23 protein-coding genes are annotated in these 20,331 nt (G+C 42.5%); 8 read left to right on the forward strand and 15 right to left on the reverse strand.

The annotated features are described in order from the left end of the window. Positions 1 to 10 precede the first annotated feature (10 nt). The 10 genes from DEH07_03825 to DEH07_03870 all read right to left on the reverse strand — a co-directional run bounded on the left by DEH07_03825 (position 11) and on the right by DEH07_03870 (position 9,073). Positions 11 to 1,093 carry a hypothetical protein gene (locus DEH07_03825; protein HBY03665.1) on the reverse strand — a complete coding sequence of 361 codons (1,083 nt, stop codon included), beginning with the start codon at positions 1,091 to 1,093 and terminating at the stop codon, positions 11 to 13. Further along, a complete protein-coding gene (locus DEH07_03830; protein ID HBY03666.1) occupies positions 1,065 to 1,796 on the reverse strand; it encodes a hypothetical protein in 732 nt (243 codons plus the stop codon). Before DEH07_03830 ends, DEH07_03825 begins: the two co-directional genes overlap by 29 nt. Next, complete coding sequence (locus DEH07_03835) at positions 1,787 to 2,902, reverse strand: aminotransferase DegT (protein ID HBY03667.1); 1,116 nt, start codon at positions 2,900 to 2,902, stop codon at positions 1,787 to 1,789. The genes DEH07_03830 and DEH07_03835 overlap by 10 nt, the downstream gene beginning before the upstream one ends. Continuing rightward, entirely contained in the window at positions 2,893 to 3,801 is a 909-nt protein-coding gene (locus DEH07_03840) for a hypothetical protein (GenBank protein ID HBY03668.1), read from the reverse strand. The genes DEH07_03835 and DEH07_03840 overlap by 10 nt, the downstream gene beginning before the upstream one ends. Then, the gene (locus tag DEH07_03845) at positions 3,795 to 4,925 is read right to left on the reverse strand and encodes a hypothetical protein (GenBank protein ID HBY03669.1); all 1,131 of its coding nucleotides are present in this window, start codon (positions 4,923 to 4,925) and stop codon (positions 3,795 to 3,797) included. The genes DEH07_03840 and DEH07_03845 overlap by 7 nt, the downstream gene beginning before the upstream one ends. Next, positions 4,834 to 5,499 (reverse strand): hypothetical protein, encoded by a 666-nt coding sequence (locus DEH07_03850; protein ID HBY03670.1) that lies wholly within the window; start codon positions 5,497 to 5,499, stop codon positions 4,834 to 4,836. Before DEH07_03850 ends, DEH07_03845 begins: the two co-directional genes overlap by 92 nt. Then, positions 5,496 to 6,587 carry a hypothetical protein gene (locus DEH07_03855; protein ID HBY03671.1) on the reverse strand — a complete coding sequence of 364 codons (1,092 nt, stop codon included), beginning with the start codon at positions 6,585 to 6,587 and terminating at the stop codon, positions 5,496 to 5,498. The genes DEH07_03850 and DEH07_03855 overlap by 4 nt, the downstream gene beginning before the upstream one ends. Before the next feature lie 31 nt (positions 6,588 to 6,618). Next, complete coding sequence (locus tag DEH07_03860; protein HBY03672.1) at positions 6,619 to 7,560, reverse strand: epimerase; 942 nt, start codon at positions 7,558 to 7,560, stop codon at positions 6,619 to 6,621. Positions 7,561 to 7,574: 14 nt separating this feature from the next. Next, positions 7,575 to 8,726 (reverse strand): aminotransferase DegT, encoded by a 1,152-nt coding sequence (locus DEH07_03865; protein ID HBY03673.1) that lies wholly within the window; start codon positions 8,724 to 8,726, stop codon positions 7,575 to 7,577. Between the two features lie 116 nt (positions 8,727 to 8,842). Continuing rightward, on the reverse strand, positions 8,843 to 9,073 hold the full coding sequence (locus DEH07_03870) for a hypothetical protein (GenBank protein HBY03674.1): 231 nt from the start codon (positions 9,071 to 9,073) through the stop codon (positions 8,843 to 8,845). A gap of 269 nt (positions 9,074 to 9,342) precedes the next feature. Between DEH07_03870 and DEH07_03875 the strand changes: the two genes are divergently transcribed. From DEH07_03875 to DEH07_03885, 3 genes are read left to right on the forward strand one after another with little or no spacing between them, the layout of a single operon-like run. Further along, entirely contained in the window at positions 9,343 to 10,344 is a 1,002-nt protein-coding gene (locus DEH07_03875) for a pilus assembly protein PilM (protein ID HBY03675.1), read from the forward strand. Beyond that, positions 10,341 to 10,985 carry a hypothetical protein gene (locus DEH07_03880; GenBank protein ID HBY03676.1) on the forward strand — a complete coding sequence of 215 codons (645 nt, stop codon included), beginning with the start codon at positions 10,341 to 10,343 and terminating at the stop codon, positions 10,983 to 10,985. The genes DEH07_03875 and DEH07_03880 overlap by 4 nt, the downstream gene beginning before the upstream one ends. Next, positions 10,986 to 11,798, forward strand: a complete 813-nt coding sequence (locus tag DEH07_03885) for a hypothetical protein (GenBank protein ID HBY03677.1) — start codon at positions 10,986 to 10,988, stop codon at positions 11,796 to 11,798. It abuts the gene before it with no gap. A gap of 66 nt (positions 11,799 to 11,864) precedes the next feature. Here the strand turns inward: DEH07_03885 and DEH07_03890 are convergent, their stop codons facing one another. Continuing rightward, positions 11,865 to 13,379 carry an undecaprenyl-phosphate galactose phosphotransferase WbaP gene (locus DEH07_03890; GenBank protein HBY03678.1) on the reverse strand — a complete coding sequence of 505 codons (1,515 nt, stop codon included), beginning with the start codon at positions 13,377 to 13,379 and terminating at the stop codon, positions 11,865 to 11,867. Positions 13,380 to 13,401: 22 nt separating this feature from the next. Continuing rightward, a complete protein-coding gene (locus DEH07_03895) occupies positions 13,402 to 13,701 on the reverse strand; it encodes a hypothetical protein (GenBank protein ID HBY03679.1) in 300 nt (99 codons plus the stop codon). Positions 13,702 to 13,711: 10 nt separating this feature from the next. Between DEH07_03895 and DEH07_03900 the strand changes: the two genes are divergently transcribed. Genes DEH07_03900 through DEH07_03920 form a run of 5 tightly spaced genes read left to right on the forward strand, consistent with a single transcriptional unit; the run spans position 13,712 to position 17,864 of the window. Beyond that, on the forward strand, positions 13,712 to 14,053 hold the full coding sequence (locus tag DEH07_03900) for a hypothetical protein (GenBank protein HBY03680.1): 342 nt from the start codon (positions 13,712 to 13,714) through the stop codon (positions 14,051 to 14,053). 9 nt (positions 14,054 to 14,062) lie between these two features. Further along, entirely contained in the window at positions 14,063 to 14,653 is a 591-nt protein-coding gene (locus DEH07_03905; protein HBY03681.1) for a hypothetical protein, read from the forward strand. Further along, a complete protein-coding gene (locus DEH07_03910) occupies positions 14,617 to 15,174 on the forward strand; it encodes a hypothetical protein (protein ID HBY03682.1) in 558 nt (185 codons plus the stop codon). The genes DEH07_03905 and DEH07_03910 overlap by 37 nt, the downstream gene beginning before the upstream one ends. 27 nt (positions 15,175 to 15,201) lie before the next feature. Beyond that, positions 15,202 to 16,500 (forward strand): hypothetical protein, encoded by a 1,299-nt coding sequence (locus tag DEH07_03915; protein HBY03683.1) that lies wholly within the window; start codon positions 15,202 to 15,204, stop codon positions 16,498 to 16,500. After that, on the forward strand, positions 16,461 to 17,864 hold the full coding sequence (locus DEH07_03920; protein HBY03684.1) for a hypothetical protein: 1,404 nt from the start codon (positions 16,461 to 16,463) through the stop codon (positions 17,862 to 17,864). Before DEH07_03915 ends, DEH07_03920 begins: the two co-directional genes overlap by 40 nt. Here DEH07_03920 and DEH07_03925 read toward each other — a convergent pair. The 3 genes from DEH07_03925 to DEH07_03935 all read right to left on the reverse strand — a co-directional run. Next, the gene (locus DEH07_03925; GenBank protein ID HBY03685.1) at positions 17,854 to 18,975 is read right to left on the reverse strand and encodes a Nif3-like dinuclear metal center hexameric protein; all 1,122 of its coding nucleotides are present in this window, start codon (positions 18,973 to 18,975) and stop codon (positions 17,854 to 17,856) included. The genes DEH07_03920 and DEH07_03925 overlap by 11 nt on opposite strands. After that, positions 18,956 to 19,660 (reverse strand): SAM-dependent methyltransferase, encoded by a 705-nt coding sequence (locus tag DEH07_03930; GenBank protein HBY03686.1) that lies wholly within the window; start codon positions 19,658 to 19,660, stop codon positions 18,956 to 18,958. The genes DEH07_03925 and DEH07_03930 overlap by 20 nt, the downstream gene beginning before the upstream one ends. Positions 19,661 to 19,662: 2 nt before the next feature. Continuing rightward, on the reverse strand, positions 19,663 to 20,331 hold a 669-nt coding region (locus DEH07_03935; protein ID HBY03687.1), incomplete at its 5' end, for an adenosine deaminase.

Genomic DNA, 20,331 nt, shown 5'->3' on the forward strand with positions numbered 1-20,331 from the left:
CCAAAAAATATTAAATGTCTTCTTTGCCAGTTAAATTCAGCATGTTCCAGACCAAAATCTCATCTTCCTTGATATGGGTTAAAGCCTTCTTTCCAACTACATCAAGGATAAACTTTGGTTCGATGCCTGTGCCCGGTCTTTTAATGCTCAACATATCTTTGCTTATCCTGGTTCCCTTTGGTATGTCTGTTTTTGCTACAATACTCCTTCTAGCCAGGGGAATGATCTTCTTTTCGGATTCGGTCGGCTTTTTACAGGAAATACCCAGTCCTCTTTCCAGAATTCTTAACCTGTTGGTTATTTCCTTTAAATCCTGGTAATCGGCTGAAATTTCATGATCGTATCCCGGACGGTTTTTATCAAAAGTGAAATGTTTCTCAATAGAGTTTGCGCCCAGAGCGGCTGCTCCGATTATAATGCTTAAACTGTCTTCCATCTTTGTATGGTCCGAGTAACCGATAGGGTAATCGCCGAAATTATTTTTGATATCTATTATCATATTCAAGTTTACATTTTCAACCTTTGCCGGATAATTGGTTATGCAATGCAAAATAACTATTTGCCGGTTCCCTTCGGACACTATAGCTGTAACAGCTTCTTTTATTTCTTTTATTGTAGAGCCTCCGGTAGAGATAATTATGGGTTTGCCCTTTTTGGCTACATGCCTTAAGAGAGGCAAGTGTGTAATATTCATGGAACTGATCTTGTAAAGTGGGACGCCGATACTCTCTAGCAGATCAGCCGAATCCTCATCTTCGGGCGTTGAAAAAAATATGATGCGGGCGTCCTCAGCCGTTTTTTTAAGTTCCTTGTATTTTTCCAGAGTCAGCTTAGGCATCTGAATAAATTCATCATACTGAGTTTCACCCGGACAGCCTTCAATATCCCAGAATTTAGGGGCTGTCCTGGTGGTAAGCTTTTCAGGTATAAAAGTTTGAAATTTTACGGCATCTGCTCCGGCAGCCGACGCCGCGCGGATCATTTCTTTCGCCCGGTCCAGATCGCCTTCAAAATTACATCCTATTTCGGCTATAACAAATACAGGGCATCCGGGCCCTATTTTTTTATTGCCAACTTTGATTATTTGTGTCATTTAAAAGAATCCCTTTATTTTTATTGGCACCTAAAATCTTTAAAGACTCTGCTCCACAATTGAATAATAAGTCCACAACCGACATAAAAGGCATAAAATCACCCTGGACTTGATTGTATTCTGGATGCAGATAATCGTGGAAAAGTATTTTAATGTTGTTTTGGTTCCACAAATCCTGGTTTAAATAATTTCTGCCATCAGGCCCGGATAAATACTCTTTTGCTCCAAAGTGTTTACATAAGTTTAAGACCAATTCTTCCTTCTTCCCTTCCGCTGGGGAAAGGGAAGCTTTTTTTACCGGGGTTTTGATTCCTATACCATTCAGCAAATAAGAAAGTATGTGTTCTATCAAATCGATTAAAAGAAACCATTTTTCCTGATATGTCTTTTTAAAAAAATCCTTGTGCAGTTCAAAGTAGGGGGCTTTTTTATATGTATAATAAAGCGATTTCCAGTGTTTCTCGGCCCAGTTAGTTGAGTTGTCAATACGTACATCCTTGATCAGCTGTCCAAAGTTTCCTTTAGTCAGCACAGGTACGGTTAACCAGGTCCATCCTTCCAATGTTCTGATTTTATTTCGGTTGACAAAATAATTTTTAGAATACGCTATATTATCCAGCAGGATAAAAGTATCACATTTATAAATCCTGTCAAAGAACCCCAACCAGGGTAGGTACATCGGCTGGTGGATACCTATACGCATAGAAATTCCTTCATTCCGGAAACAACATGATCAACGTCTTTTTCACTAATCAGGGAATGAATAGGCAGTGTTACCTGCTTGCTTAGAATCTGCTCGGCTGCAGGGAAATCTCCCGGATTACAACCAAAAAGTTTTCTAAACACAGGCTGCAGATGACATGGCGGCCAGTAAACGCTTTCCAGTTCAATCTGATAATTTTTATGGAAATGATCTTTTAGTTTATTACGCTCGTCTTCGTTTTCCAACTGAACCGGGTATTTGTAAAACGAAGGCATGCATCCGTCTGCAGCTTTAAGTATGTTGACACCTTTAATTTTTTCTAGCTTCTTATTATATAATTTGGCTATCAGTCTTCTGTGAGCGATTAATCCATTAATATCCCGCAGTTGGTACAGCCCCAGGGTTGCCCTTATTTCATCCATAAACCAGTTGTTGCCGACATTTACAATCTCGTGGCTGTCATTGCTTTTACCATGATATCTGACACTCCTGGCAAACATGTCCAGTTCTTTTGAATTGGTAGTGATCATTCCTCCGGTTCCCGTAGTAATAATCTTTGTCGGGTAAAAAGAAAAGCACCCAGCCAGCCCATATGTTCCTGCCAGGTTATTCCCGTAAGATGCCCCGACGGCATGGGCACAGTCTTCAATAAGAGATATATTATACTCTTCACATAGTTTTTTTATTTCCAGGATATCCTCACAAACAATACCGGCAATATGCACAACAACCACCGCTTTCGTTTGGCGGCTGATCTTTTTTCTGACTTCCTCGACTCCTATGTTATAAGTATTGTCCTTAATATCCGCAAAAACAGGTTTGCCTCCCGCGAATAATACGGCGCTGCACGTAGCTACAAAAGTGTTGACAGGAACAATAACTTCCTTGTCCCGGATATTAAGGTGACGCAGGACAATTTCCAGGGCTGTCGTACAAGAATTTACTGAGATTGCATAATTAGTTCCTGTGAATTCTGCAAACTCGCGCTCAAAAGCTGCGGTATTGTCCCCGTTCATTAATTGTCCTGTTTCCAGTATTTTTTTAATTTCCTCAATAATTAAATCCTTATTTTTAAAAAATGGCCTTGCAGTTTGGATCAACAGTATTTCTCCTTATAATCTCGAAAAAATTTTTTTATTGACTGTTCCAAAGCTTCTTCAATTACTGTGCCTGTCTTGTTTTCTAATTCAACAATGGAAACCCATTTATCATCCGCCTTAACTTGAAAGGGGGGGTGTACGATGGGTACTTCAGTTTGATACTCATTATAAAGTGTGAGCTTAATTATTTCGGCAAGTTCGTTAATAGTAACGGGCCTTCCGCTGCCCACATTCAGGATGCGCCTAGAAATTTCCTTGTTTTGACTAATTCTTAGGAGACAATTGCAGACATCCCCTATTTCTATAAAGTCCAGTTTCTGTGTTCCTTCCCCAAATACATTTAAAGGCTTTCTTTCTACTGCGGACTTGATAAAGTTAAAAACAACATCTTCATGCTTTATCCCACTGCCCAAACCAAAAATATTTGTAAACCTTAAAATAACGTAATCTATATCCGACCCGGTAATTTCCATTTCAGAAACAGCTTTGCTTATCCCGTATAATTCGTCCGGCCTGGCCGGCATGCTTTCCTTAAAGGGTAATTCGTTGGTACCTCCGTAAACCCAATAAGTCGAAGCAAAGATAAATCTTTGAACATTATTTAGCAATGCGTTTTTTAATAGGGTATGGGTTCCCCAAACATTTATTTCGATAGTTTCCAGGGGTTTTTCCCTGCACTGCTCCGAACCTTTAACTGCCGCGAGATGCAAAACCAGGTCAATGTTTTTCGTCAATTCATAGACGAGTTGATCATCTGTGATACTGCCTTTAATGAATGTAAAATTATCCGGGAGGATTATCCCCGGTTTTTCCGTTCCAAGCGCCGTAATATTCCAATCAGGTAAACGGGCTAATAACGAACTTCCTAAATAACCGCCTGCTCCGGTCATTAGAACCCTTAACATTCTAAAATCCTCTCGGCAACTCTTTTACTTCCAAGCCCATCTGCTATTCTTTTTATATTTCCGTTCAAGAAAATCCTTTCTTCTTTAGAGTTAATCAGATTATGAACAGTTTTAGCAATAATACCATCACGTAATTTTAAACCTTCGCCTAAATTAATTACAGCTTTTCTTTCGGCGAATTTGCCCGCAACCTTATTGTGCAATTCATGATGACAGACGGTTATCGATGGTACTCCGAAAACAGCAAGCTCATAAAGTGTATTGCCGGCTGCAGTAATAGCCAAATCGCATTCGGCCATTAATTCATATACTTTTTCCTGGGTAATGCTGTCCATGAACCGATAATTATTTTTTAGAAACGGCTTTGTTTTTTCGATTTCGTTCTTGTGTTTCGGCAGCATTTCCTGGCCTGTGAGTATATAGATTACCTGTTTAAGGTTTAACAATTCCAGTTCTTTTATAATCCGTATAGTTAGCCCGAAGGGATCGCTTCCTCCCTGATTCAATAATATAGCCCGGCATTGATCAGGTATATATTTTTCCTGTTTCCATGATTTATGCAGTATCTCCGGTTGAAGAGCATACTTGGGCCCGATGTAATATAAAGTCTTAGACTGAGGCAGGGACAGATAGTACTTTTCTTCCTGAGTTATACTGTAATTTACAACAATATCAGCTTTTATCGGCCGGTGTTCAGCATCGTCAAGAATAACCGCTGTCTTTTCTGCGCCTGACTCCAATTTATTAAAAAAACTGCTGTCTTTACCGGGAAGGTTAATAATTAAACACTGACAGCCGGATTTCCTTAAAATGTCCTTTATGAAAGAGACTTCTTCTTTCTCATTTATCTGATCATTTATCTTAACAGCTTTATGACCGTTTTTCTCGATAATCTTGATTGCTGGACTATTGGCAATAAAAACAATCTCTTCGGTAATTTTTTTCTTCAAGCTGCCGGCAAGCGCCAATGATTCCATTAAATGCCCCATGCCGATTTTGTTTCCAGCGTCTACCCTAAAACAAATCTTCAATCTAATCCCACTTTTCCCTGACCAGTGAAAATGCCTCAGCATACTGGTATCCGATTTCCATACCCCTTTTTTTAGCCAGGGTAACCACTCCATCTACGGACCTGGGGTGGGGGAAGATTCTCAGTTCATCTTCATAGCATTTTAAAGCGTTAATTTTTTGTTGGATAAAATCCTCTATGTTGACGTAGTAATTGGGTAAAAAACCGTATTCCTGAAAAGGAGGAGCCTGATCAGTGGAAGATAAAATTTCATAACATAAAATTCTTTTTAGATATGGATTTGCAAATGTCCTGGCAGCGATAATTCCGGCTTTAAAAACAGAACTGTGATCCTGGTTTGTGTCGCCCCTGTGGTTAAGATAAATGATTTCGGGTCGCAGTTCAGTAATCAGTTTTTCAAGAGGAACAAGTATATTGATTGTTTTTTCGTCCAACTGTTCGTCATTCAAGTCAAAAAAGATTGCTTCATTATAACCGAGGATTTCTTTTGATTTTAGGGCGGCTTCTTTTTGCTTTTGGATCATGCAATTATCATAAACATGATTGTAAGCTCTGTTGGCGATGAAACAGACCGTTACCTGATCACCCGCTGTAACGTGTTTAGTTATGGCGCCTCCTGCGCCCAGCGTTTCGTCGTCCATATGAGGGGCAATAACCAGAACTCTCATTTTCTTGCTCCCGGCCTTGCGTCCATTGAAGCAACGTCAAGTTCCTGTCCAATGTATTTGAGAATCTTCATTTTCTTGTCTTCCACAATAATATTTTCTTCCTGCGTTATACCACCATCACAGCATATTTTACAGGGTGGAGTATCCAGCCTTTTTTTGTTTCTCATTAAGCTTCTTAAATTGTTGAATTTTTCACCATGCCAGATTTCACGCAATGTATTTGCTTTAACATCCCCTAATATGTTTCTTTCCAGATAATCTCCGTGGCATTGAGCTACCCGGCCGTCCCACATAATACAAATTCTCTGCCATGGCGACTGGCAGATATAATTTGGATCGTGTGAAAAATCTTTTTCTTCCCTGGACCTTATCTGATCGGCAATAAAATTGATTCTATCGGCAACTGGTTTCCAGAAATCTTTGAATTCGTCCGGGTTGTTCTTTATAGCCGACCAGATTGATTGTATCCTGATCAAAGGTTTTTTCAGCCTTTTTTGTTCACGGGCTTTTTTGATGTATTTTATTTCTTTTACAGCCTTTTCAAATTTGGCAGGATACCTGATTTTTTCGTACACATCATTTAAACCGTCAAATGAAATGCTTATCCAATCCAAACCGGATTCGATAAGCTGATTGGTTAAATTTTCGTTTAACCTTTCGCCGTTTGTAAGAAAAGCAACATCCTTGATTCCCTTTTCTTTTGCGTAGTTAATCATCTTTGCAATGTTGGGATTTAACAGCGGTTCACCGCGCCAGCTGAGCTTTATTGAGTACACCTTTTCTCTCGAGCATTCGTCAATGATTTTTTTATAAAGATCAAAATCCATATGACCCTGTTTGATGTTTTTCATCAAGTGTCTTCCGCACATTGGACATGACATTTGGCACATGTTGGACGCTTCGATGTCAATATGGCTTGGGAATCTTAGAACATAAAAAAAAGAAGGGGCATAATGCCATTTGATTCGATCTATTAAATGGTTGAATAAAAAGCCTTGTTCTGCAAAATACTTTATATTTTCCATTTTTGAGCTTAAGCTAAAATAATCATGATTTATTTTAACTGCAAACCAGTTTCTAATACTCATTTTTTCTTTCCAATTTTGATTTTAATTGTTTTTACGTTTTATTTAGGTCAAGCTGTGTTACACCTAATTTATCCTGAGTTTCTTTAAACCATTCAACATACCTTTTTACCCCTTCCCTGAATGAGATTTTCGGTTCCCAGCCAAGTTCTTCTTTGGCCAATTGGCTGACAACTTCCTTTCCGGAGAAATCCCCGGGGCGGGCAGGGATATATTCTATTTTTACATCGCCGATTATTTCGCGGACAGTTTCAGCTATTTGTCTTATAGAAATTTTTTCGTTGCCGTCAAGATTATATATCTTGTTTTTAGCTATTGACTTCAAGGCCAGGACATTTCCTTCGGCCAGGTCTTCAACATAGACGAACTTTCTAAACTGGGAACCGTCGCCTGCAATAGTTAAAGGTTCTCCCCTCAGGGCCTTGTTTACAAAAATAGGTATTACTGCGCCGTCCCTGGCCCTGGGCCCATATGGTATTCCATAGCGAAGCACGACAGTTTCCAGTCCGTAGAGCCTGCTGTAGGCAAAACAGTAATACTCACCGGTTATTTTAGTGGCAGTATAGAGATGAGTCGGTGGATGCAGGGGTACGCTCTCGTCCACGACCGCACCTTCTGCTTCGCTGTAAACCCAGGTAGTGCTTCCGTATACTACTTTCTTTACCCGTCCGCCGGATCTTCTGGATGCTTCCAGAACGTTCATCGTGCCCCTGACGTTAATGGCTTCGGCATAATACGGATCTTCGTACACGTCTTTAACGTCCGCTATGGCGGCAAGGTGAAAGACAACATCCACGCCGCTTATTGCCATCCTGAGCGCTTCCAGATCAAGTATGCTTCCGTGATAAAATTCAACATCATGCCTGAAAGCAGGCAAAACCATATCAAAAATCCTTACTCTTGCACCTTTGCTGATCAGTTTATCCACTACGTGTGAACCTATAAAACCGGATCCGCCGGTTACCAGACATCTCATTTAGGTATCCTTTCTCATTTTATATTTTCTATTTTTTTTTGGCCGTAAATATCCTCGGCAGCTTTCTTCAATGAGAAAGCTGCGTATTCAGCATCTTCATCTTTCATTCCCTGGTATACAGGCAGGCAGATGTGCCTTTGACAGATTTCCTCCGCCAGCGGAAAATCGCCTTCTTTAAACTGCTCTTTAAAGACAGGCTGGAGATGACAGGGAGTCTCATATACCTCTCCGCTAAGGCCGACGTCATATTTGTCCCGGAGATGATTTTTTAAAATTTGACGATCAATATTTTTATCGATCATTGCTATGTACTTGTAATAGTTCGTTCTGCAACCTTCGGGAATTTTTAAAGGAGTAATTACATTGCCGCCTTTTAAGTGTTTATCATAAATCCTGGCGATATTTGCTCTTTCTTCTATAAAAGATTCCAGGTTTCTGAAATGAACAAGCCCTGCAGCCGCGTGAATCTCGCTCATGCGCCAGTTGTAACCCAGCTTGCCGTGTAAATTTTGCGTAAAAGATACTTTGCCCTGATCACGGAAGAGCATAGCCTCGTTCTTTATCTTTTCATCGCTGGAAGCAATCATCCCGCCTTCCCCGCTGGTGATAAGCTTGGTGGGATAAAAAGAGAAGGAAGCCGCGTGGCCGAAAGTACCGGCTTTTTTGCCGCTATATGCGCTTCCGTGGGCATGGGCTGCGTCTTCAAGCAAAAAAATGCCGTGTTCTTCACAGAGTTCTCTTATTTCATTAATCCGCGGAGTTACAATTCCTCCAATATGGACTACAATAACTCCGGCCGTTTGAGAACCTATTTTGTTTTTTAAATCGTTCACATCTACTGAAAAAGTTGCCGGATCGGCTTCTACAAAACATACTTTGGCTCCCGCGTGAAGAACAGCCAGAACAGTGGCAAAAAAAGTATTTGTAGGGACAAGCACCTCTTTATCCTTGACGTTGAATATCCGCAGCGGTATTTCCAGGGCGCTGGTTCCGCTGTTTACGGCAACTGTATTTTTAATGTTAAGATAAGCCGCAAAGCTTTCTTCAAATTCCCTTGTGTTCTTACCCAGTGTTAATTGGCCGCTGGTGAGTGACTCGTTTATTCTGTTTAAAATTTCAGACTTATCTTTTTCTGAAAAATAAATTTTTGCGGGTGGGATTTTCATTTTTTACTCCTTTTTTTGGCTGTCTTCCAAATTTCTGATATTTTCTACAGATGTGATGATTTTTCCTGCATATTAACATTCAATGGATGGGTTTGTAACTGGATATATATTATCGTTTAGAGAAAGGCCTTGTGGATTTTAAATTCCATTTTTCTGATTAAGACGGCTTCAAAAGTCCTGGCTGTCCGTAAATGAATCATGCCTGTGGAAAAGTAGTAGCTGTTTTTATTTACAAAGAGATAACCGAATCTTCTTAAAATGAAAGGTTTAAAACTAATGACATATTTCAACACAAATATATAATCTGTTTGCCAGCAATCCTTTTTCGAACCAGAAACCGGCTGCATTTTACATCCACGGTTCTTTAATATATTTCGGCGGTTTTTTTCACAAGTATAGTTTTTGGTTAAATGTTTTTAGTTGATAAAATATTTTAAAAACTTTCAGGATAAAAAAGGAAAAATTAAAAAAATGTCGAAGGTTGTAAATTTAGATTGATTAAAGGACAAAATAATTTTTCATGAAAATCTTTACTTATTTAAAGTTAAACGTTGCTTAGGGGGACTTCTGTTTGAAAAATATTTTACAGAGGATCTTGCCCAAAAAAAATCACTTTATGGGAATTGATATCGGCACAAGCACGATTAAAGTTGCGGAAGTCAAGGTTATAGGTGGTGTTCCCGAAGTTGCTGACTTGAGAAGTTATCCTGCTCCTTCAGGAGTTTGGACGGAGCAATTCGATGAAGAAAACCTTGTCGTTGCTTTGAGAGAAATAGCCAATCCCCAATTAAAGGAAGTTATTACCTGTATCGGCGGGGAAAAGCTGATCAGCCGCATTATACTCCTGCCGAAAATGAGTGATAAGGAACTCGCGGCGGCTGCCAGATTCGAGCTTGAGAAATTTGTTCCCATACCGGTTGATCAGCTGATTGTCAGGCATATCCGTTTGGATCAAGGACTGACAACACAGGATCAAAAAGAAGGAGAAAACATCCTTCTTTTAGCCGTGCCTTCGGCCATAGTATACCAGTATCACAGCGTCTTTTCACGCGCCGGAATGACATTGACCGCTATTGATTTAAAGGCTTTTGCGCTCTGGCGCCTTTTTGGAAAATCATCAGCAGGGATTGTGGCCATTGTCGAAATAGGCGCTAAAACTTCTCAACTGGTTATAGTAAAAGATACAATGATCAGATTTGTTCGTCTTTTACCGGTAGGGGGCGGCGTCTTAACAGGACGTCTGATGGAAACCTACGGCGTGGAATTTTTGGATGCCCAGCAAATGAAAGAAGAAGCTGCTGTTACTGCGGAATACGAACATGACCAGGGGCCTGGAAGCGGGCATATTAGTGGGATTTTGCGTGAAGGTCTTGATGAGATTTCCAGGGAGATTAGCCGTTCACTTGATTATTATTCCAGTTTGGAGAATCTCTCTGTAGAAAAAGTAATTATAAGCGGGGGAACATGCAAGCTGAAAGGTCTTGCCGATTACTTGCGTGATGCGCTTGATCTTCCTGTTGAAGAAGGGATCCCCGGATTGGATCTGCCGCAAGGTATGGATTTTGATCCTCAATACGCTGTAGCCATTGGGCTGGCCATAAGGGAGGTACTCTCTTGATTTACAAGGTAAATTTTTTGCCGCCCAACCTACAACGGGAGGGAAATATTGATCTCCGCCGTCTTTTTTTAATCAGCGGTGTTACCCTGATAGTTACTTTATTGGCAATTAGTTGTGGCTTCTTAGTTATTAATTTTTTTGTGATGAATAATCAGCTGAGAGGAACTCAGCAGCAGTTGGCTGAACTGGCTCCGGTCGTTGACAGGGTTGAGAAAATTACCAGCGAAAGGAAAGAACTGGAGAAAACTATCGACCAATATAATTTCCTGTTAAAAAGGCATGTAGTTTGGTCTGATATGTTCTACGATTATAATAATATTTCTCCTGTTGACCTGTGGCTTAACAGCGTGGAACTGTCTTACAAACCAGACCTTAAGGTAACTATTGGTTCCAGCCCGGTTATAACGGGCAAAGAAGAGCAGAAGCAGTCAAGTTTGGCTGGCTCTGGCCAATCTGTTGATATACAGAGGCCTAACCAAGTTGATTTTAAGGGAGCTTCTCTGACCATGTCTTCTATTGGCGTTTTTATCAACAACCTGTATCAGCTTCCTTATTTCAAAGAAGTTAAACTGATCAAAGCAAGCAGGGAGAGCCAGGGGATTACTTTTCAAATAACAGCCCTACTAAAGGATGATTTATAAATGTTGGAACGTTTAAGCGGCAGGGATAAGATACTTTTACTGATTTTACTCATCGCCGTGGTGGGATTTTGTTTTTATCACTTTATCCTTACTAAACAGCTTGAAGCGTATTCGAAAGTAAAAAGCGAATTGGCCGAAAATCAGGCCAAGCTTACTCAGGCTTTAGCGCAGTCAGCATCTCTGCAGATTGAGAGCAGCAAGCTGGACAAGGCAAAAAATGATATAAAGGCAACCGGGAAGTATTTTGAGACTGAAATGAGAGACGGTTCCAGTGTGATAATTTTAGGTCTGGACGGAATCTTTGCAGGGGTGGATATTACCAGTCTGGAGCCCGGAAATATTAAAGAAGATCCGATATTGCTGGAAATGCCTGTTAAAATCACGGCACAGGGAAATTATCGCGAGATGCTGCATTTATGTGAGGATATAGAGAACATGACCAACTTAACCGAGGTGCAGGGTTTAAAAATGGAGTCGGTTTCTGGGACAAATGACGTAAAAATGACTGCTGATATGACTATCTTTTCTGCAAAAACACCCCAGGGGCGTCTTTCTTTAGAGGATGTTTCCAGATGGTTGACTGGAAGGTATAATATTTTCCGGCCTGCGGTTATGATAGCTCCTATTCCCGAATTAACCGGAAAAATCATTAACCCCGTAAGCCCGCCGGAGAGTACCGGCAGCCCGCCGGAAGGAACCGGATCCGTTCAGAATACAGCCGGCGGTTCGGACAGTGGTACAGCCGGTGTTTCAACCAGTGGTTCGGATGATGAATTAGTTCCACCTCAATCCGAATATATCTGGAAGAAATAATTCAAGTAGACATTCATGCTGCTATCGCAGCGCCAGCAGATTATAAAAATTCATCAAAACTTCTGATCAGTATGCCCCTTTTCCCGCCAAAACAGCAGCCAGAGTGCGAAGCAGCAGAGTAATATCCAGCCATAAGGACCAGTTGCGAATGTACCACGCTTCAAGACGCCCACGGCGAAGATATTCAATTTCACTGCGCCCGCTTACCTGCCACAGACCTGTTACACCGGGACGGACAAGATAATAATCATCTATGTACGAGTTAAAGAATGGAATTTCTTTCTTTGTAATAGGTCTGGGTCCGACAAGACTCATCTCGCCTTTCAACACGTTAATCAGTTGGGGTAACTCATCCAAACTGGTCCAGCGAAGGAATTTTCCCACTTTGGTTATACGAGGGTCGGTTCTGAGTTTGTAGTGCTGATCCCATTCCGTTTGCAGGCGGGGATTTTTTTGAAGGATGTCTTCCAGTATTTCCTGGGCATTTTCAACCATTGTCCTGAATTTGTAACACAAAAACATTTTTCCCGCTTGTCCGATTCTTTGGTGCCCGAAAAAAACAGGTCCTTTGGAATCAAGTTTTATTATTATAGCAATGATCGTTATGACAGGCAGCAGGCATACGAAAAGAAGAAAACCAACGGTAAGATCAAATGTTCTTTTTACCAGCATGTTCCAAATATTAGCCAGGTTATTTGCAAGGCGGAAGGTGAGCATTTGCTCGTCAAAAAAGTAATCAGCCTTTACTCCGGTTACCGGCATTCCGAATAAATCCGGGACCACCAGCACTGAGTTTGCCGAACGTTGCAGGCGGTTGACCAGTTCCACCAACTTTTCTGGTTTCATTCCCGGGGCAGCTACAATAAGATCGCGGACACCGCTTAATTCCATAACGGTTTCGCAGTCCTGGAACTTGCCCAAAACTTGAAAATGTCTGCCATTAACTATTATTCCCACCTGTTTTTTAAAAGGATCATCATCTAAAAGACAATAGATGTTGTATCCAAGGTAATGGTCTCTGATCAGCGCCTGAGTAACAAGTTCTCCTGTCTTTCCAGCGCCGAGAATGATTACAGGCCGGGCCCATAAACCATAACGCAAAAGAAATGTCTTTACACAGAGACGTGAAAAAGGCATGAGCAGCAACGCAAAAATGTAGCACCAAACAAGAACGGTTCTTGAAAATTCCGCACTCATCTTGCCCAGAGAGATCGAGGCCAGGATAAGAAGAAAGGCAACGGTCAGAATTTTAGTCATCTTTCTTGTTTCCCGCCAAAATGGCAGGTGAACGGAATAAAGACCTTCAAAAGACAGGTAGGTTAACAGTATAAACAAAATCCAGCACTGATGCCTGAAGAAATCCAGTGTCATTTCACCGGCATATAGAGGCGATAATAGTGGTAAAAAATGCAGTCTTACCTGCCAGGCTAAAAGGAGCGAAACACTCAGGGCAGCGATGTCTGAAAATAGAAGTGAAAATGTTATATACACCTTAGGCGCCGATTTTGGTATTGGCATTTTTATATTTCGCGCCCCGGGCGCAAACGAAAAAAGCTCTTTTTCGACTGGCAAAGTTTCCATTTTTTGCTCCAGTATTTTTTGTTTATTTTATCGGGTATTTTTGCTTTAAATCAAGACTTTTCCACAATATAGCAAAAAATTTTTTATTATAGCAGGTAAATACCAATATTTGTTGAAATATATCATGTCTGGTTAAATATATAATGTATGGGTGATCATATGGTTCCGGGATAAAGAAAGCTTTTGTTTCAAGTTCCGGGTTTTCCTTGTTTGAAGTTGTTTTGGCTCTTCTTATTGCTATAATGTTCTCCGGTATCGCGCTTGCCTCATCAAACCTTGCCAACAGGCAAAAACTCAACTTAGCGGCAAATTTAATCTGCAAGGATATACGCTTGATTCAGCAGCAAAATGCAGATAATAACGGAACTTATGCAATACTTTTTGATTGTTGCAACGACGTATACTACTTGAAGAAATGTGAGACCGGCGCAAAATGCCGAAAGGTGGTTTTGCCGGCCGGAATAGACCTTACTGCGACAAATTTTGATTTTGACAATAATCCGAATAATGGCTGCGACAATGAGCTAAGATTCAACTCAAAAGGCGAACCCTTCCGCAATACCGGAATTTTATGCGGCGGGCATTTGGGGTTAAGAAACAAAAACAATAAATTCCTCTACGTAATCGTGGCTTCTGTGACGGGTCAGGTAAGAATCGATATCAATCCTCCGTAAGAGAAACGCATGAAAAAAAGGCATCTCAGATATTTGAAAAAAATTTGTTTTGATCAGCACGGAGTTGGTTTACTAGAGGTAATTGTTGTCCTTATTTTTCTTGCTGTGGTCACTGTTCCGCTGATTAACTTTTTTATTTCAGGCAACAGTTACACAGCGGAAGCGCGTCATAAAGTGGCTGCGCTTAACCTGTCCCAGGAGGTTCTCGAAGAAGTCAAAAGCATTCCGGAAAACCAGATCGGTTTTGCCTTGGGAGGAACAGCCGGAACAATTACTTTTGCCGGGACAAAGACAACTGATGGCTTGTACGATAATTACAGGGTAGCCATAACCGGGGGAGCCGGTTCCGGTCAGGTCAGAACAATAACCGGTTATACCGGATCAACGCACGTGGCCGCTGTCTCTCCCAACTGGACAAGTATCCCTGACGGCACGTCTTCTTATGTGATATATCAAAAGGATAATTCCACCCCGTATACATACAGGATTAGCGTAACGGACGGAGAAAACAGCCTGAAAACAGTAACCGTATCGGTTGATTATAAGGCAAAGGGGATTTCCAAATCAGTTTCTTTGACCGGCGAAATAATCAGAAGATAGGCTGTAATGGCTTCACGTTGCTGGAAACCACTGTATCCATGATCGTTTTTTCTGTTGTGGCAGCCATGGTTTTATTTATTTATTTAAACGGTTTCTCGGATTACACCAAGAACAACCGGAAAATAGAAGTGCAGGAGAACTTGAGACTGGCTGTAAAAAAAATAGCCGGGGATATCCGGCAGGCTGTTTCCCTGGACGACATGTCCGGCGCAACAAGAGCCAATCTGGGAACGGAGTCCGGGGAAAACCCGCCGGCTTATGCTATATACATAATGGACAGCGGCAGAAAAATTGTTTTTGTAATTACCGAGGGCGCCGAGCAGAAAGTAATCGATTATTACCTGAACGGCGAAAAAATTTTAAGGGGTGTAAACGGGGCGGGAAACAATACTGTGGCAAGCAATATAAAAAACATTAATTTTCAGTACGACGGAAAGACAGTACTGATAACCTGCGAAGGAGAAAAATCGAACAGCGGTATAATCATTCAGAGCACAAAGATAAGACCAATGGCGCTTTAAATTTTTAGGGTAGAAAGAATAATGAAGTTGTCTTATAAAAATTGCAGGGGACAAACATTTGTATTTGTTTTGATTATTACTGCCGCAATTTTTTTAATAGGCGGCGCTGCTCTTGTGATGGGCTCTTCGGTTATGAAGACAGCAACGAATGAAAAAAAACAGAGCCAGGCTTACTATACAGCTGAAGCCGGAGTTGAAAGGGTAATAGCCAAAGCTCTGGCCGAGCCTGACTGGGCAAAAACGACTCTCCCGGAAAGCGTATCTGCTTCTGTTTTTGAAAATGTTGCCTACCCGGATTCAGCGCAGGGGAATGAAATTAAAAATGTTACTGTAGACAAGACAACAAATGACTATTATTATGATCTTATAATTACTTCCGAAGGGAGTTACAGGGAAAGCAGGAAAATTATTGAGGCGCGGGTAAGATTTTATAAACCGGTCGATTTCGAGAAAAAGATTTGGACCGGTACATCAGCAACTCTCTTAAATTGTGGAACCATTAATTCAAACGTCTGGTCTAACGGTGATATTACGGTACAAAATGACGGCACGGTTGTGAAGGGAAGTATTTATGCGACGGGTAATGTGCATTTATATGAAAATGCGTCCGTTGGGGAAAATATTGAGGCTTATGGAAATATTACTGTTGAAGACAATGCCGTGAGCTGTGTCGCTTATAACAATCCTGATTCGCCAAATTATTTAGGCGGCTGGATTAAATCAAAAAATAATATAACAGTGGACGGCGGCGCCCCGGCAGTTTGGGGGAGCGCCTGGGCAGCCAATACAATAAGCGATCCCGGTAACGCCATTAAAGGAGAAAAGCATCCTTCGTCCGACCCCGGCACAATTTTTCAGTTGGACTCCTTCCCTATACTTACCATACAGCAATGTCAGGATACGGCCAGTTATTCTTATGTTGGGCCAAAAACCTTTACTTCGAGCGATATGAGCGATATAAACGGAATTATCTTTACAGACGGTGATGTTACAGTATCAGGTGACTATACCGGTGTGGGAGTTATCGTAAGTTCAGGCAATATACATATTAACGGAAACATCCGCCGCTTAAACACCGACAGCTGTCTGACTCTGGTCTCGTTTGGGAACATAAGTCTTTCTAATGGGTGTAATCCTGTGGAGGCGCTTATCTATACACCCAATACTTGCCAAATTAGCGACGGCGGGAATCTTGCAGGCGCCATTGTCGCCGGAACAATAACAACAGATCTGAATGCCGCGGCGACTTTGGATCCGTTAATGGAGGAAGCCGCCAACCCAATAACTTGGAATTGCAAAATAATATCCTGGAAGGAAATATATTGAAAAAAATTGCACTAATCTCAGTTATTCTTTTCATGCTGTTGAGTCTTAACGGTTGCACCGAAAAAGAATCGGAAGATCCGGTTTACCGGCCTGTCATTAATCACTCCGCTCCAAAAACCCCTCTGCCTGATCTGTCACAGGCTTTAGTTGTGCGGACCTTAAAAGGAAACTCGTTGATTGTAAAGATAAACAACAGCGAACAAGAATTTACTTTAACCGGAATCGATTTTCCTAAGATTTATACACCTTACGGTTTACCGGAGAGCGATGATAAAGGCGCCCTCGATTTTATCAAACCATTGGAGGGTACTACAGTTTATCTGGAAACAGACGATTCCGCCAAATCCGGATTAAACGAGGGATATATATATACCGCCAAACCCGGGGAAATTTCTAACCAGGAAGTCAGGGATAAAATGTTAAATGCCAGGCTCATCCTGATGGGATACGCGAAGATGCCTCTAAATAAAGATTTTAAATATGCGGATTATTTTATGAAATGTGAGACAGAAGCGAGAAATAACCGGGCAGGGGTATGGGACAAGGGACCAATTATTGAAGAAGAACCATATCAGGTGGCTGCGGGCGAGGCGATTTCTTTTCCTGCTTCTTCCCTTTCTGAAACAGATTCGAACTACATAACCGTAGGCTCAATTAAATTTAAGGATGTAGAGACAACAGGCAGGGATTTCGAATGGCAGTATAACGGTTCTTCTTACAGGTGGCGGGTAGAAGTTCCGCAAAGCCTGGTCGACTGGGACAGAAAAATAAGCGACACATGTTCCAAGTTTTACGCCGGCGACAGCGGTTCGACTCAAAGCCAGATGCTGTCTTCGCTGAATGAGGATGAGATGCATCTGCTGGCTGTCTGTTCCACTGAAGACAAAGGTAATTTTTCTGTCTGGGCAGCTGAAGAGCAAAACAACAGGCTTACCGCAATTTTAGGAGAAAAACTCCTTGCCCGGGCTCAGGCGGATGGTTTTGATGATTATCAAACCGCCAATTTTGTGCTGGGTTTTATCTGCGAAGCGTTAATGTACAGTGAAACAAACATGCAGCTTCCCGCACAGACTATTGTAGATAACGGCAACAGCGACTGCAAGGCGCTGCTTTTTGCCTCAATTTTGAATAATATGGGCTACAGGACTTCACTGCTGGTATCCGGAAAAAATATGGCTGTGGGAGTAGCGTTTCAGCAGGCTCCGAAGGATAAAGCGTTTTCTTATTATGAATATAAGGGCGTTAAATACTATTTCACCCAAACAACAGCCCCGGGACTTCATGTTGGGGAGAAGAGCGAGTCGTCGTCGTGGGGAAATACGGTTTGTTATCCCATAAATCAGGAAGACCTTCCTACCGGCTGAAACTGAAAGGATCAAATTGAGTCCGGGATGTCGATATAGCCACTTCAAAACCTTTTTGACGGCAGCAGTCTTCCAGATATTTGCGCAGAACAGGCATAATTATATTTTCCGTCCCGAAATGACCAGCGTCAACAAAGCTGAGCCTGTTGGAAAGCATGTCCTTTGCGGTATGATAGTCAATATCAGACGTTACCATAACGTCAGCGCTTTTCTTTTTTGCCCAGGTCCACAATGATGCTCCCGCCCCGCCGCACACCGCCACAGAATGGATCATCCCGTCCGGATCACCGCCGAAGCGGAGGCCGGTAATTCCCAGGGCGCTTTTTATTTTTTCAATAAAGCTGTTCAGCTTTATTGGCTCTGCGGTATAACCATACCTTCCCGTGCCCATGGCTGGGCCTTCGTTAGCCAGAGGGTAGAGATCATAGGCTACCTCTTCATAGGGATGGGCGACGCACATTGCTTTGATCACTTCTTTGACGCGTCCGGCCGGCAGGATTGTTTCCAGGCGAACCTCGTCAACCTTTTCAAGTTCCCCAACTTTCCCGATGAAAGGGTCGCTGCCTTCCAGCGGCCGGAATGTCCCGGTTCCCTGCGTCTGAAAAGCACATTCACTGTAATTGCCAATCCAGCCTGCTCCGGCAAGCGAGATAGCCCGGCGCACTGTGTCCGTATGGTCCAAAGGCACAAAAACGACCAGTTTAAGATACTTTTCAGTATAACCTGGACGCAGGACCTTTGTGTCAGCCAGGCCCAGCCTTTTGGCCAGTTCGTCGTTAACCCCTTCTTTCGCATTGTCCAGATTGGTATGGGCTGAATAGACAACCAATCCCGAACAAAGGCATTTGGCAAGCAGGGCGCCGGCAGGCGTGCCGGTCAGAATTTGTTTGACGGGCTTAAAAAGCAGCGGGTGGTGGCTGATGATCAGCTGAGCGCCTGCCTGGACTGCTTCGTCACAGGCCTTTTCATCAACATCAAGGCAGAGCAGAATGCGGTTTACTTTTAACTCCGGATCCCCAATCTGCAAACCGGGGTTGTCCCACTCTTCAGCAAGGTTTAAGGGAGCAAAATCTTCGATCAGATTAAAAATATCAGCACAGCTTACGCTCATTTTTAGCCAGTACCTCCTTTATTCCGGTCAGCTTTTCTTTAACTTCCAAGGCTTTTTCTTCTGCCGCTGGACTGGCGGCGCCGGAAAGTTTATCCGCCAGTTTTTGATAGTCCGTACATAATTTCCAAAAGTACTTGTCCACCAGCGGGTTGTTTTTTTCGACAAGGCGCGGCCCTAGTTCAATAATAAATTTGTCCTGCGTGCTCTCCCGGCCGTGTTCAGCCATAATCACGCAGTAAAGCCTGCCTTTTTCCTCCACGATGGTTTCGGCGCCAATCCGCCAGCCGTTTTGAACAAGCCAGAGGCGTAAGTATCCTGCTCCGGTCATTGGCTGCAGAATAAGCCTTTGGATAGTGTTCAGCACTTCGGGTGAATCGGAGAGCATCTTTAAAATAGCGTCTCCTCCGATTCCCGCTATAACAACGACCTGGGCCTCACCCGGGGAAAGAACCTTTAGGCCGTCTCCAAGCCGGACTTGAATCTTATCGTTTAATTTGTGAAACGCGGCCAAGTTTTCAGCCTGCCGATAGGGCAACTGGTTTAGCTCGCTGGCAATTACAGACCGGCAGATCCCTGAATTGATCAGGTATACAGGAAGCTGCAAATGGTCCGTGCCTATGTCTGCAACAGTGGATCCCTGCAGGATATAACCTGCTATAGTGTCCAAACGACTGGAAAGGCTCATCTTTATTCTCCAGGGTTTATTTTAATTCTGCGGCTGGGGATAATCGTCCTTTTGTTTTTTATATCAATTATTCCCAAAGCGGTTATTCTTAAAAAGGGAAGAAAGTCACAGGCCAGAAATAAAAGTGTGTAGCATATGTCATTGTATTTATAGCCCAAAGCGCTTACCTTTTCTTCAAACTCCTGTATTTTTGCGGCTGCTTCGGTAAAACTTTGATCGCTCATTACGCCCGCCAGTTTCAGGGGGAAAGAATAAGAAATTCCCCCTTTTTCAATAAGGGCTATTCCTCCTCCCATTTCCACCACCCTTAAAGCCGCCCGGGCCATCGCCGAAATATCCTGCCCGACAACGAGGAGATTTAATGAAGTGGACAATGTGGCGGCAAGGGCCTCGAATTGGCCCAGGCCGCTGACAAAACCGTTTGTAATCCATTTTGAGCAGCGGTCGATCAGCGTGCAGTACAGCAGATCGTCCTCCCTCTCCAGATACCCTTCCCGTTCATTCAAGAACCTGTCCTGCCGCCTGGTGATAGCCCCGGAGATTAGCTCGATAACCGGGAAAGCTTCATCCTGTGACCCCGGGACCCGGTAAGTCGCCGGATTTGCTACCAAATCAATGGACGGAAGCCGGCTGTACAGGCCGATTTCGCCCCAGTCAGGCTCCGTTATGGA

Source organism: Desulfotomaculum sp. (assembly GCA_003513005.1).
Taxonomy (GTDB): Bacteria; Bacillota; Desulfotomaculia; order Desulfotomaculales; family Nap2-2B; genus 46-80.